11 protein-coding genes are annotated in these 13865 nt (G+C 61.3%); 8 read left to right on the top strand and 3 right to left on the bottom strand.

The window, feature by feature from the left end; translation table 11 throughout:
- Nucleotides 1-91 precede the first annotated feature (91 nt).
- Both QTL94_RS27290 and QTL94_RS27285 read left to right on the top strand, forming a co-directional pair.
- On the top strand, nt 92-1063 hold the full coding sequence (locus tag QTL94_RS27290) for a sugar-binding transcriptional regulator (protein ID WP_065693198.1): 972 nt from the start codon (nt 92-94) through the stop codon (nt 1061-1063).
- Between the two features lie 65 nt (nt 1064-1128).
- Nucleotides 1129-3183, top strand: coding sequence for a bifunctional aldolase/short-chain dehydrogenase (locus QTL94_RS27285; protein ID WP_289803733.1), 2055 nt, complete (start codon nt 1129-1131; stop codon nt 3181-3183).
- A 123-nt stretch (nt 3184-3306) separates the two neighbouring features.
- Here the strand turns inward: QTL94_RS27285 and QTL94_RS27280 are convergent, their stop codons facing one another.
- From QTL94_RS27280 to QTL94_RS27270, 3 genes are all read right to left on the bottom strand, one after another.
- Entirely contained in the window at nt 3307-4359 is a 1053-nt protein-coding gene (locus QTL94_RS27280) for a substrate-binding domain-containing protein (RefSeq protein ID WP_065693200.1), read from the bottom strand.
- A 62-nt stretch (nt 4360-4421) separates the two neighbouring features.
- Complete coding sequence (locus tag QTL94_RS27275) at nt 4422-5363, bottom strand: ABC transporter permease (RefSeq protein WP_502944211.1); 942 nt, start codon at nt 5361-5363, stop codon at nt 4422-4424.
- A 123-nt stretch (nt 5364-5486) separates the two neighbouring features.
- The gene (locus QTL94_RS27270; protein WP_289803731.1) at nt 5487-6998 is read right to left on the bottom strand and encodes a sugar ABC transporter ATP-binding protein; all 1512 of its coding nucleotides are present in this window, start codon (nt 6996-6998) and stop codon (nt 5487-5489) included.
- A 190-nt stretch (nt 6999-7188) separates the two neighbouring features.
- Here QTL94_RS27270 and mtnK point away from each other — a divergent pair, with 190 nt between their 5' ends.
- The 6 genes from mtnK (at nt 7189) to QTL94_RS27240 (ending at nt 13855) form a co-directional block, all read left to right on the top strand.
- Nucleotides 7189-8460 carry an S-methyl-5-thioribose kinase gene (gene mtnK, locus QTL94_RS27265; RefSeq protein ID WP_289803730.1) on the top strand — a complete coding sequence of 424 codons (1272 nt, stop codon included), beginning with the start codon at nt 7189-7191 and terminating at the stop codon, nt 8458-8460.
- Nucleotides 8457-9551, top strand: a complete 1095-nt coding sequence (gene mtnA, locus QTL94_RS27260; protein WP_289803729.1) for an S-methyl-5-thioribose-1-phosphate isomerase — start codon at nt 8457-8459, stop codon at nt 9549-9551. The genes mtnK and mtnA overlap by 4 nt, the downstream gene beginning before the upstream one ends.
- Nucleotides 9552-9553: 2 nt before the next feature.
- Complete coding sequence (locus tag QTL94_RS27255; protein ID WP_289803728.1) at nt 9554-10489, top strand: transketolase; 936 nt, start codon at nt 9554-9556, stop codon at nt 10487-10489.
- A gap of 2 nt (nt 10490-10491) precedes the next feature.
- A complete protein-coding gene (locus QTL94_RS27250) occupies nt 10492-11493 on the top strand; it encodes a transketolase family protein (RefSeq protein WP_289803727.1) in 1002 nt (333 codons plus the stop codon).
- On the top strand, nt 11493-12629 hold the full coding sequence (locus QTL94_RS27245; RefSeq protein WP_289803726.1) for a RuBisCO large subunit C-terminal-like domain-containing protein: 1137 nt from the start codon (nt 11493-11495) through the stop codon (nt 12627-12629). Before QTL94_RS27250 ends, QTL94_RS27245 begins: the two co-directional genes overlap by 1 nt.
- A 143-nt stretch (nt 12630-12772) precedes the next feature.
- On the top strand, nt 12773-13855 hold the full coding sequence (locus tag QTL94_RS27240) for a patatin-like phospholipase family protein (protein ID WP_289803725.1): 1083 nt from the start codon (nt 12773-12775) through the stop codon (nt 13853-13855).
- The last annotated feature ends 10 nt before the right edge of the window (nt 13856-13865 follow it).

The raw sequence follows: 13865 nt of genomic DNA, 5'->3' as shown, positions 1-13865 counted from the left end.
GTGAACTGCCGCACGCGCTATCCGAACGTTATTTGACTTTTGTCAGAGCTCGTGAATAATGTCGAAATAACTCATTTCTGGAATATGCCGTATGCCCATCCGCTCCACCGACCAGGTACTGCACAAAGCCGCCTGGCTCTACTACACCCATGGCATGCGGCAGGATGAGGTGGCAAAGCACCTCGACATTTCCCGCGCCTCGGTGGCGATGTACCTCAGGCGGGCTCGGGAAACAGGCATCGTCAACATCGCGACATCAACACAGCTTTTCGCAGACGACGTTCTAGCACGCCAGGTGGAAGATGCGATCGGCCTCAAGTCCGTCTGGATTGTTCCGGAAGATCGGCATGCGCTGGATCCGACAGCGGAAATGCCGGTCGTGGCGGCCGCCGTATTTCTGGAACTGATCGGCAAGGGTGATAGGGTCGGCGTTGCCTGGGGGCGAACCGTCTATCACATTGCCGACGTCATGCCCTTCGCCGACCTGCAAGGGGTAACGGTGGTCCAGCTTTGCGGAAACCTTGGCGCGCCCTATTCCTATCGGCCCGACCAATGCACGACAGAAATTGCGCGGCGGTTGAACGCAGAAGGTATCAACTTCTATGCGCCGTTGGTTCTAAGCTCCGAGCGGTTGGCGCACGAGCTGCGGCAGGAGCCGGTTATCCAGGAGCAATTGGCCACGATACCGGACTGCACGCTCGCGCTTTATTCCGTTGGCGGCATCGAGGCCGACAGCCATCTTGTCAAGTGCGGGGCGCTGACCGCCGAGGAAATGAAGGCGCTGGGCGAGGCAGGCGCTGCCGGTGTCATCGCTGGCCAGGTGATCGACCGGGAGGGGCAATTGATGGATTGCGCCCACAACCGTCGATGCATTTCTGCCGATCTCGACTCCATCCGGTCAATCCCGAAGCGGATGATGGTCGTGCAGGAGGACGAGAAGCTGGAACCTTTGGTCGCTGCCATCAAGGGCGGCTTTGCTTCGCATCTTATCATCACCGCTTCGATGGCACGGCGTCTGCTCGATCGCTGGAGCGGCACCGCGGCACCAGGCAGCGGGACCTGAATTCAATAAAGTCAGGCATGGCGGGTGCGGAGGCGCTGGCTTTGCCGTGAACGGAGGAGGACATCATGAAGAATCTTTGGCGCGACAGCGATGCGGAAGCAATGGTCGAAGCCTATGCCAAGAAAGGCATCAATCGCGATCTCGCACTCAGAACCTACACGACCCGGCTGCTCGGCGGAGAGCCACGCCTGGTGCTGCACGGCGGTGGCAACACGTCGGTCAAGACTGTGGTCAGCGATATCGTCGGCGACGAGTGGGAGGTCCTCTGCGTCAAGGGCAGCGGGTGGGACATGGGCACGATCGAGCCTGAAGGGTTGCCCGCGGTCAAGATGGCGTCGCTGCTCAAGGCCCGCAAGCTTGACGCGCTCTCGGACGAGGACATGGTGACGCTGCAACGCGCCAACTTGGTCGATCCGGCATCGCCCAATCCCTCGGTTGAGGCGCTTTTGCACGCCTTCCTTCCGCACAAGTTTGTCGACCATACCCATTCGACCGCGATCCTCGCGATCGCCGACCAGGCAGCCAGCAAGGAGATGAGCTCGGCAATCTTCGGCAAAAAGATGGGCTTCGTGCCCTACATCATGCCGGGCTTCGCCCTCGCCAAGGCCGCTGCCGAAGTGTTCGATCGGGACCCCGATGTTGACGGTCTCATCCTCGACAAGCACGGCATCTTCACCTTTGGCGAGACGGCCAAGGAAGCCTACGACAGGATGATCCATTACGTCACGCTGGCGGAAGACTATGTGCGCGACCACGGGAAAAACCCGTTCACGCCGGCAATCCTGCCGCAGACAATCGCTCCCGCGAGCGAGATCGCATCGATGTTGCGTGGCGCCGTTGCCGTCGCTCGTGGCGATGGCCGTTACGATCGCATGGTGAGCGAATTCCGGACCTCCCCCGCCATCCTCGAATTCGTCAATGCGCGCGAGGTCGAGGACATGGCCTCGCGTGGTGTCTCGACCCCTGATCTGTCGATCCGCATCAAGACCGGTCCGATGGTATTGCCGGCGCCGGACGCCGATCGGATCGAGGATTTCCGCAGCGTCATCGACGCCCGCGTGGCAGCCTTTGTGGCAGACTATACGGAGTACTTCCGCACGAACGACGCGCGTGACGATGTGAAGCGGACGATGCTGGACCCGATGCCGCGTCTCACCCTCGTCCCCGGCCTCGGCATGTTCGGCCATGGCCGCACACTCAAGGACGCGAAGATCGCAGCCGATGTCGGCGAGATGTGGATCGAGGCGGCACGGGATGCGGAATCGGTCGGGCGCTTCGAGCCCGTCAGCCGACCGGATCTCTTCGATCTCGAATACTGGTCCCTGGAACAGGCAAAACTCGCCGGTGCCAAGCCAAAACCGCTAACGGGACAGGTGGCATTCGTAACCGGCGGTGCCGGCGCCATCGGCGCAGCAACGGCCAAGCTCTTCGCGCGTGAAGGCGCCCACGTCGTGGTGGCTGACCTCGACGGCGGCAAGGCGAGTGATATAGCCAAGGCGATCGGCAACCAATCCATCGGCGTGGCGTGTGATGTTACGGATCCAGCCTCGGTGCGCGCCGCCTTCGATCGTGCAGTTGCAACCTTCGGCGGCGTCGACATCCTTGTCTCCAATGCCGGTGCGGCATGGGAGGGCGCCATTGCAACGCTCGATGACAGCTTGCTACGTCGGAGTTTTGAGCTGAACTTCTTCTCGCACCAACTGGTCGCGCAAAACGCCGTCAGGATCATGAAGCAGCAGGGCACCGGCGGCGCGTTGCTCTTCAATGCGAGCAAGCAGGCGGTCAATCCCGGGGCAAAATTCGGCGCCTACGGACTGCCAAAAGCCGCAACGCTGTTCCTCTCGCGGCAATACGCCCTGGAGCACGGCGCAGATGGCATCCGTTCGAATGCGGTCAATGCCGACCGTATTCGTTCGGGGCTGCTGGACGATGAGATGATCGCCAAGCGGGCCGCCGCCCGCGGGCTCTCGGTCAAGGACTATATGGGTGGCAACCTGCTCGGGCAGGAGGTGACCGCCGAGGATGTGGCTCAGGCCTTCCTCAACCATGCGCTGGCCGAGCGCACGACCGCCGACGTCACGACGGTGGACGGCGGCAACATCGCTGCCGCCCTGCGCTAAAACCAGGGCGCAGATCCGCTTCTCCGGTCACCTGACCGGAGAGGCCAAGCCGCAGCCAGACAACTCCGCAAACGAAAAAGGCGGCCCGAAGACCGCCTCCCATTCGCCAGACAAAGCCGGAAACTACTTCTTGCTGGGCGTCGGCATCCATGCAGGAACCGCAACGTCGGCATGGGCGAACTGCGGCAGCTTGGCGCCGAGCTCTTCCATGTTCTTGATATCGGCATCCTTCAGCTGCTGCTGCGTGATCAGAGTCGGAGGAACGATCACGTTGTGGCCCGGATCTTCGCCGGCAAGCAGCATGGCAAGGGCGCGAACGGACACCTGACCGACCACGGCAGGATTGGTCGCGGCCGTTGCCGCCCAGGCGCTATCCGGTTCGCGCATGGCGGCGATATCGGAGGTGGAAATATCGGCCGAGTAGATCTTCACGCTGGTCGAAAGGCCAGCTTCGTCGACCGCGATCTTTACGCCCTTGGCGAACTCGTCATAGGGCGCGAACATCACCTGGATATCGGGGTTGGCTGACAGGACCGAGCGGGCCTGGTTGGCGACAGAGTTTGCGATGGGATTGTCCATCGTCCCGAACATCGCGGCTTCCTTGATGCCCGGATACTTCGTCTTGAACTCCTTCCAGGTCTCGTCGCGGCGGTCGAGCGGCGCGATGCCGGCGACATAGACGTAGCCGGCCTTCCAGCTCTCACCGTTGTCCTTGATGGACTGCTCGAGCGCGAGCCGCGCCAGATCGCGGTCGGACTGCTCGATCTGCGGGATCTGCGGATTCTCGACGTTGACGTCGAAGGCGACAACCTTGATCCCGGCGTCGACGGCGCGCTTGGCCGCTTCCTTCATCGATTCCGTCAGGCCGTGCTGGATGATGATACCATCGACCTTGAGCGCGATCGCCTGGTCGACCATGTCGGCCTGCAACGCGGCATCCTGGCGGCTGTCCAGCACGCGAAGATCAACGCCAAGGGCCTTGGCCTGCGCTTCGACGCCCGACAGATAGGATTGGAAGAAGTCGCCGGTCGACAGATAACGCACGAGGGCGATCTTGACCTTGCCGGGATTATCAAAGGGCTTGGGCATTTCGGCCGAAACGGCCATGCCAGAAAAGGCCGTCGCGCCCATAAGACCTATGGTCAGCTTGGCGAGTGTTCTGCGCGTAATATTCATTCCTGTCTCCTCCACAGTAGACGCTTTGTTGTTCATGCGTATGCGCGATGGGCCTCCCAGCCCTATCGTTTGCCTCTCCCCGATAGAGCAAAGGTAAAGACCAGCGCGATGACCAGCACCGCACCCTTGACGAAATCCTGCGTGTAGTAGGGCGCGTTCATCATCGTTAGGCCCTGCAGGAGAACACCGACGAAGAGCGCACCGATCGCGGTGCCGAAAGCGTTCGGCTTGGCAACACCAAGCACTGCGAAGCCGATGAGCGCAGCCGCAACCGCATCCAGCAGGAGATTGTTGCCCGAAGCGATATCGCCACGGCCCAGACGCGCCGCAAGCAGGATGCCGCCGATCGAGGCGAAGACGCCCGAGATGACATAGGCGAACATCTTGTAGGTATTGACCGGCGCACCGGCGAGCTGGGCGGCGCGCTCGTTCGAACCAACGGCGTACATCATCCGGCCGTAGCGGGTGTACTCCAGGAAGAACCAGATGAGCACGGCAAGGACGATCAGCACGACGACCGAAACCGGCACCAGATTGGGCAGGATAAGATCGAAGCGATGGCGCCCGAGTGCCAGGAAGGCCGGGCTGAACGTGCCGCTTGCGGTGCTGCCGTCAGGCAGGCTCATGCCGGTCGCAATCGATCGGCCTTCGGTGGGAATGCGCTGCAGCCCGACAAGCAGGAACATCATACCCAGCGTCGCCAGCAGGTCGGGAACGCGCATGTAGACGACCAGGAAGCCGTTGATCAGCCCGATGACGATACCGATCAGCAGGCACGCGGCAATGGCGGTCGTGGCGTCGCCGTTCATGATGACCATGATATAGGACGAGGCCATCATCGCCGTTGTCGCAACGGAGCCGATCGACAGGTCGAAGCCGCCGACGACCATGGTTGCCGTAACGCCAAGTGCCAGGATGCCGGTGATCGAAACGGATTGCAGGATGAAGACGGCGCTCTGCGGCGATGCAAAGCCGCTGGTGACGATGGAGAAATAGACGAGCATGCCCGCCAGCAGCACCAGAAACCCATAGCGGATCGCGAGCTCGCGAATGGTGGCGCTGCTCGCCTGCGGCGGAACGCTTCGTGTCGTCGGCGCAGCGGCGATCGGCGTGTCGTGATCAGTCATTCAATTCACCATTTCATGCTGCCCGGCGATTTCGGCCAGCAGTTTGTTGACGTCGATATTCGCGTTACGGTGTTCGCCCACCAGGGTCTGCTCGGACATCACGAGAATACGGTCGGCAATTTCGAAGGCCTCATCGAGTTCGGTGAGAAAGACCACGGTCGCCCTTCCCTTGGCCGAGGTCCGCAGCTTGCCCGCAATGTCGCGCCGGGCGGCGATGTCGACGCCCTGAAAGGGCTCGTCGAGCACCAGCAGCCGGCACGGCTGGCTCAGCCAGCGGGCGACCATGACCTTTTGCTGATTGCCGCCGGACAGCGTGTGCATTTCGTCGCGCTCCGACCGGCAGACGATGCCGAGCGCCGCAATCTGCCGCTTCGCCTCTCCCCGTTCCGAACCACGGCTCGAGACCCCGCCGAGATGCGCGAGCCGCCTCAGAAATGGCAGGCTCATGTTCTCGTAGATATTGAAATCGGGAATGATGCCGCTGTCCGTACGGTCCTTGGCAACAAGGAAGACGCCCTCGTTGATTGCCTGCTGCGGTGTGCGAGGCTTGTAAGGCTTGCCGTCGAGCGACATCTGGCCGGCAGCAGGCTGCCTTGCGCCGAAAAGCGTTTCGGCAAGCGCAGTCTTGCCGACACCGACGAGGCCGGTGACAGCAACGACTTCTCCCTCGCGAAGGGCAAAGGAGAAGGGCCGAGCACCGCTGGCCAGTTGCAGGCTCTCGGCGGAGAGAACCGGTGCCCCTCCGGTTTGTACGGTGATGCCGCCATGGCTGATCGTCTTGCCGAGCATGGCGTTGACCGCACCCTCATAGTCGAGCTCGGGGCCGGCAAAAGAGCCGGTGATCCGTCCGTCTCTGAGGCTGACGATACTGTCGGCAAGACGCCGGATATCAGACATCCGGTGCGAGATATAAAGGATCGCCACTCCGTGGGCGCGCAGGCGGTCGACAAGCTGGAACAGCCGCTCGGCCTCGGCGCTCGACAGCGACGATGTCGGCTCGTCCAGAATCAGGACTTTCGGTTCGTGCGCCATGGCACGGGCAATGGCTACCATCTGCCTGTCGGCAAGGGAGAGGTCGGCAATGCTGGCGTCGAGATTGATCGACAGGCCCATGCGGTCGGCAACAGCTTTTGCTTCACGCCGCACCCGCCTTGGATTGAAGAACCAGCGGGCCGAGCGACCGTTCAGCCGGTCAAGGGTAAGATTGGTCGCGACATCGAGGTCCGCGACGACACCATCGTTGATGTTCTGATGGACGGTCACGACACCGGCGCGGATGGCCTCTGCTGGCGAGGTCGGAAAGAAGTCCCTTCCCGCGAGCGAGATATGGCCAGCGTCGCGCGCATAGACGCCGCTGACGATACGAACGAGTGTCGACTTGCCGGCGCCGTTTGCGCCCATGAGGGCAGTCACAGAGCCAGCGCGCAGTGAAAGATCCACCCCGCCGAGCACCTGAATACGACCAAACGACTTCCGCAGTCCTTCGACGCGGAACACAGGTTCTTCGTTCATTTCCATCCTCCCGACATGATGCTAGGACGGGACGTCATCAAATGTCAAGCGCGTTGACATTTGACAAAGTAGCCCATATCAAATGCCATCAAGATCGTTGATTGGGAGATCGCTGGCCGACCAAAGAGGAGGGAAGCCAGCAGTGCGGGGCGGAGACGAGCCCGCACGAAAACGATCCGGGAGGAAGATAATGACGGATACGAAACCGTTCGTGGCGCTATGCCCCGAAACGTTGCCGCAACGGCTGGGCGCCCTGCCGGAACTCAGGGCAAGACTCGGCGCCAACAACAACAGCTGGCGTGTCAGAGAAGTCGGCGACGGCAACCTCAACTTGGTCTTCATCGTCGAAGGCGAACAGGGAAAAGCGATCGTGAAGCAGGCGCTGCCTTATGTGCGCCTTGTCGGCGAAAGCTGGCCACTGCCGCTGAAGCGGTCCTTCTTCGAATATCACGCGCTGGTCCGCCAATCGGAGCGCGACCCCGGCATGGTGCCGGAGATTTTCTATTTCGACGCCGAGCAGGCGATCATTGTCATGGAATTCCTGTCGCCGCACATCATCCTGCGGCGCGCGCTCATCGAGGGCCAGCAATTGCCCAGGATTGGTCGCGATCTCGGCCTCTTCGCTGCGCGGACGCTGTTTCGTGGCTCGGACCTCGCGATGTCCGCGCGCAAGCGCAAGGAGGATCTGGCGCTGTTTTCCGACAATGTCGAGCTTTGCGACATCACGGAAAACCTCGTCTTCTCCGATCCCTACTTCGAAGCGTCTCTAAACCGGCACACGTCGCCGCAGCTTGACGGCCTGGTGGCCGAATTACGGGCCGACCGCGACCTGAAAGTAGAGGCGCAGAAGCTCAAGCATCTCTTTACCGCCAAGGCCGAGACGCTGCTCCATGGCGACCTCCACACCGGATCTGTGATGGTGACGGGCGAAGAGACGCGCGTCATCGACCCGGAATTTGCCTTCTACGGCCCCATTGCATTCGACGTGGGCATGATGATCGCCAATTTCTGGATGAGCTATTTCTCGCAGGCAGGGCACGAAGAAGACGGTGATCGCGAAGAAATGCGACGCTACCTATTGGGGGTCGTCGACGAGATCTGGACGACCTTCCGCGCGGAATTCGCTCGCCTCTGGCACGAGGAGCGCAACGGCATCCTCTACCAGCGATCACTCTTCGAAGATCGCGGCGACCGGCTGGGCTCCGAACAAGCACTCAACCACATGCTGCACGAGATCTGGACTGACATGCTCGGCTTTGCCGGTGTGGAGATCCATCGCCGTATCCTCGGCCTCGCGCACAATGCGGATTTCGAAACCATTTCGGACCTCGACCTGCGCGCGCGCTGCGAAACGAAAGCCCTGAAGCTGGGCCGTCATCTCGTCGTCAACCGCCGGCAAATTCATAGCCTTGCAGAGATCAGCTCTTTGGCCAACAGGCTCGAGAAGGAGACAGTCAGTTGAAAGTCGGAGAACGCCACTACCACACCATCTGGCTGAACGAGGACGGCAGATCCGTTGACATCATCGATCAACGGTGGCTGCCGCATGAGTTCCGGGTGGTCACGCTGAAGAACGTGGAGGACGTTGCGGTTGCCATTCGCGACATGTGGGTACGAGGCGCGCCACTGATCGGCGTAACCGCGGCTTATGGTGTTGCCCTTGCCATGGCCTCCGACAGCAGCGATGCGTCGCTCGACACAGTCTGGGAAACCCTTCACGAGACGCGCCCGACAGCCATCAACCTGCGCTGGGCGCTCGATTCCATGCGTGAGTTTCTACGCAAGCTGCCGGAAGGCGAGCGAGCTGATGCCGCCTATCGGCGTGCCGCTGAAATCGCGGAGGAAGATGTCGACCTGAACCGCAGCATCGGCATGAACGGCCTTGCCGTCATCCGTGAGATCGCTGCGCGCAAGAATCCCGGCGAGCCCGTCAATATTCTCACGCACTGCAACGCCGGTTGGCTTGCCACCGTCGATTACGGCACCGCCACGGCCCCGATTTATCTGGCGGCCGAAGAAGGCATTCCGGTGCATGTCTATGTCGATGAAACCCGGCCACGCAACCAAGGCGCCCAGCTGACGGCATGGGAACTGAACGGCCATGGCGTGCCGCATACGCTGATCGTCGACAATGCCGGCGGCCATTTGATGCAGCATGGTGACATCGACATGGTGATTGTCGGCACCGACAGGACCACGGCAAACGGCGACGTCTGCAACAAGATCGGGACCTACCTGAAGGCTCTTGCCGCCAAGGACAACAACGTTCCTTTCTATGTGGCACTTCCCTCGCCCACCATCGACTGGACGGTGCATGACGGTGTGCGCGAAATCCCGATCGAGGAGCGCAGCGCCGACGAGGTAACCTTCGTGCAGGGTCGCGGCCCTGACGGTTCGATCGCCACCGTTCGCGTCTCACCGGATGGAAGTCCCGCGGCCAACCCCGCCTTCGATGTGACGCCGGCCCGCCTGATTACCGGCCTCATCACGGAACGCGGCATCGCCGAAGCCTCGCCATCAGGGCTGAAGGCGCTTTTTCCCGAGCGGAGATAATCATGAGCATCCCCAACAAGCAGCGCACGGAGGATGTCGCAGCCGGCATCCGAAAGCGTGTCTTCCTCCATACGATGCGGAACAATGGCGGCTATCTGAGCCAGGCCTGCTCCGCAGCGGAAAGCCTGGCATTCCTCTACAACGAGGCACTCCATCTCGGAGAACCGACACTTCCTAAAGTGCCCCCGCCCTTCGCCGGCGTTCCGTCGTCTACGAACCCACAGGCATTCACCGGAGCGGGTTATCACGGTCCTTTCACGCCGGAATACGACCGCTTCATCGTCTCGCCCGCGCATTACGCGCTCGTCATCTACTCGGCGCTCATCCAGGTCGGCCGCATGGATGAAGATGCGCTTGACCATTTCAACCGCGACGGCGGTTCCGTCGAGATGATCGGTGCCGAGCATAGCCCGGGCATGGAGGTAACCACCGGATCGTTGGCGCAGGGCCTCTCCATGGCATCGGGCCTCGCCTGGGCGCGCAAACGCCGCGGCGAACCCGGCAAGGTCTGGGTTTACATGTCCGATGGCGAATTCCAGGAGGGACAGACCTGGGAGTGCCTGGCCGCCATGAGCTACCATGGCATAGACAACATTCGCGTTGTCGTAGACGTCAATCGTCAGCAATGCGACGGTGCCATGTCGTCCGTCCTCGATCTCGGCGATCTGCCCGCGCGTGTTGCTGCCTTCGGCGCCACCTGCCGCTCCATCGACGGCCATGACCTGCAGGCCTTCCGGACGGCAGCCGACGGCGCCGAGACGGGAAAACCGCTCCTCATCCTCGCGAACACCTCGCCATTCGAAGGCATGCCGTTCCTGAAGAGACGGTTCCCCCGCCTCCATTATGTCCGTTTCAAATCCGCCGACGAGCGCCAGGAAATGCAGGCGGCGATCGCCGCCGAACTCGGTGTCGACATTGCAGAAATAGCGAGGGCCTGATCATGGTCGAAATCGTCAATCGCCCCTACGCCAAGGCTTTTGAAGCCTTCGCTTCGGCCCGACCCGAAGTGCTTTGCCTGTCGGCCGACCTGACATCGTCGTGCGAAGTCGATGGATTCCGCGATCGTTATCCGGATCAGTTTCTGTCGCTTGGGATGGCCGAGCAGAATATGCTGTCCTTTGCCGGCGGGCTGGCGATGCAGGGCTTTCGCCCGTTCATCCATACCTTCTCTGTGTTTCTCTATCGCCGTCCCTACGATCAGTTGATCAACTCGATCGCCTATTCCAACCGCAAGGTCCGGATGATGGGTTTCCTGCCCGGCATCACGACGCCGGGCGGCATCACCCATCAGGCGATCGAAGACATATCGGTCATGCGGGCGATCCCGAACATGACGGTGCTCGAGACCGGCGACGCGACCGAAGTGGAAACGGTGCTCGATGTTGCCGACGCCATCGACGGGCCCGTCTATGTTCGCGTCTTGCGCGGCGAGGTGCCGCGGCTGTTTTCGACGCCGTTCGAATTCAACCGGCTGCGTACGCTTAGTGAAGGCGACGATATTCTTGTCGTCACCTCGGGTGTCTGCACGGAAGAGGCGTTGCGTGCGGCCGGGCCGCTGAAGGAACGCGGGATCGGCGTTCACCATCTCCACGCGTCGACGCTGAAGCCGTTCGACCGTGATGGTCTCATCAGGGCTGCGCGCGGCAAGAAGGGTGTTGTCACGCTTGAAAACCACACGATCAACGGCGGGCTTGGTTCGCTGGTCGCGGAAATTCTGGCTGAAGAGGGTCTCGGCATCCGCCTTCGCCGGCTGGGACTGGAAGACACGTTCGCCCATGGCGCCTCCAAGCCCTATCTGATGAAGAAATACGGCCTCGACGCCAGCGCGCTGACGCACGCGATCAGCAAACTTCTCGGCCGCGACCTCGATATTGCCGATGCCGAACTTGACGCCGTCCGCCTTGATACGGTGCATTCGGCGCAAAAAGCGGAAGCACTGTGATGGCTGAGCGGTTCTCCGTTACCTACTGGCTCGGCGCCATCGACGAGAAGGAGGCAAGAGCGCGAGCTCTGGATATCAGCGTCGAACAGACGGTTGAAATCCCTCGCGATATCGTGCCCCACGGTTACGTCGAAGACGAAATCCTCGGGCGGCTCGAGACCTTAACCCCCGACGGCAGCGAGCGCGGCGGCTTTATCGCCGAGATCTCGTACAGCGAGGACGATGTCGGCGGCGACTTTCTGCAATTGCTGAACATCGTTTTCGGCAACTCGTCCATCAAGACCAACACCCGTGTCGAAGGGATCAGATTGTCGAGCGGCCTGCGCACGCTATGCCCCGGACCACGGTTCGGTGCAGCGCGACTGCGCACGCGCACCGGCGTCACCTCCGGACCGCTGATCATGTCGGCCATCAAGCCGGTCGGTCTCTCGACGGCCGAACTTGCCAAGCTTGCCTACAACTTTGCACTTGGGGGCATGCACCTGATCAAGGATGACCACGGGCTGGTCGACCAGCCGACGTCTCCCTACGCGGATCGGCTTGCGGCCTGCGTGACAGCCGTCGCGGAAGCGAATGCCGAGACCGGTTTTCAATGTGCTTACGTGCCGAACATCACAGGCCCTGCCTCGCAGATCGTCGATAGAGCATTCATGGCAAAGGAAGCGGGCGCCGGCGCCGTCATGCTCGCTCCCTCTCTTGTCGGTTTCGACGTTTCGCGCGGCCTTGCCGCCGATCCGGATTTTGGCCTGCCTATCGTCTCGCATCCGACCTTCTCCGGGACGCATGTCATCACGCCCACGACCGGCTTCTCGCATCGCTTCTTCTTTGGGACCCTGCAGCGACTGATGGGCGTGGACGCGGTGGTGTTCCCGAATTTCGGCGGCAGGTTTGGTTTCTCGCGCGAGGAATGTCTGTCGATCCTCGAAGGCTGCACGGAAGATCTTGGCGGGTTGAAGCCGATCTTCCCCGCCCCTGGAGGTGGCATGACCTTTGAACGGATCCCGGACATGCAACGCGCCTACGGCGAACACGTGATCTACCTCATCGGCGGTGCGCTTCTACGCGAAAACGACCTTGTCGTCGCCTGCCAGACCCTGCGTACCGCGATAGCGGAAGCGGCGGCGCATATTCGTTAGCCGCTGTCCGCGGTCATCCGGCGGCACAGCACGAACATCGCACAAGGGACAATCTTCGATCCGGCAATATCGAACATTGTCTATTGCTGCACTGCAACAAAGAGCATATGCTCCCCTCGTATCGCTGAATTCGAAGGGTCACCATGCCACCGAAATCGAGCAGCAGCATTCAGACCCCACGGTCCGATGAGGCACCTTTGCCCATCGACCTGGCCTTGCAAGGCGGCGGCGCGCACGGCGCCTTCACCTGGGGCGTGATAGAGCGAATTCTTGACGATCCATCGCTGACGATCTCGAGCATAACCGGAACATCCGCCGGTGCCATGAACGCGGTCGTCCTTGGCCATGGCTATACATCAGGTGGTCGGGACGGGGCGAAGGCGGCGCTTGAGGCATTCTGGCGCCGGGTCAGCGATGCAGCCCGGATGAGCCCGATCCAGCGGACGCCGTTTGACGTCGTGACAGGCAACTGGTCGCTTGACAATTCGCCGGCCTATGTCCTGTTCGACCTCGTGAGCCGGCTTTTTTCTCCCTACGAGATCAATCCCGCCAACATCAATCCACTACGCGATATCCTTGAGGAGAGCGTCGATTTCGACGCCTTGAAGCGCGCCCCGATCAAGCTCTTCATCAACGCGACGAATGTGCGAACGGGCCTTCCACGCGTTTTTCGCAATGCGGATTTGAGTGCCGACGTCGTTCTCGCCTCCGCCTGCCTGCCTCTGATGCACCAGGCGATCGAAATCGATGGCGATCCTTATTGGGACGGCGGCTTCTCGGGCAATCCCCTGCTGACACCGGTCGTGCGAGAGAGTTCGGCGCGCGATATTCTACTCGTTCAGGTCAATCCGATCGAACGCGCGGGCGTGCCGAAGACGGCACGCGAAATCCTCAATCGCATGAACGAGATTTCTTTCAACTCGAGCCTGAAGAAGGAGCTGCGAGCAATCGCCGTCTTTCAGCGTATGCTTTCTGAAAGCGGTCGTGCGCCGGAAGAGTTGGCCTGGGCCAAGGATTGGGCGGGAATGCGCCTCCATCGGATCACCACGCCGAGAATGGTCGAACTCGGCGCATCGTCCAAGCTCAATGCGGAATGGCAGTTCCTCTGCATGCTGCGCGAGGAAGGCCACGCCAGCATGGAGCAATTCATGAGCGAACACGGCGACGATCTAGGCACGCGAGCAAGTTTCATCATCGAAGATCTTCTTGATACCATTCTGGCATAAGGCGGCATCG

The organism is Rhizobium sp. S96 (assembly GCF_030382195.1).
Taxonomy (GTDB): domain Bacteria; phylum Pseudomonadota; class Alphaproteobacteria; order Rhizobiales; family Rhizobiaceae; genus Rhizobium.
The sequence above is the reverse complement of the archived record's forward strand: the minus strand, read 5'-3'. Positions and strand labels throughout refer to the sequence as shown.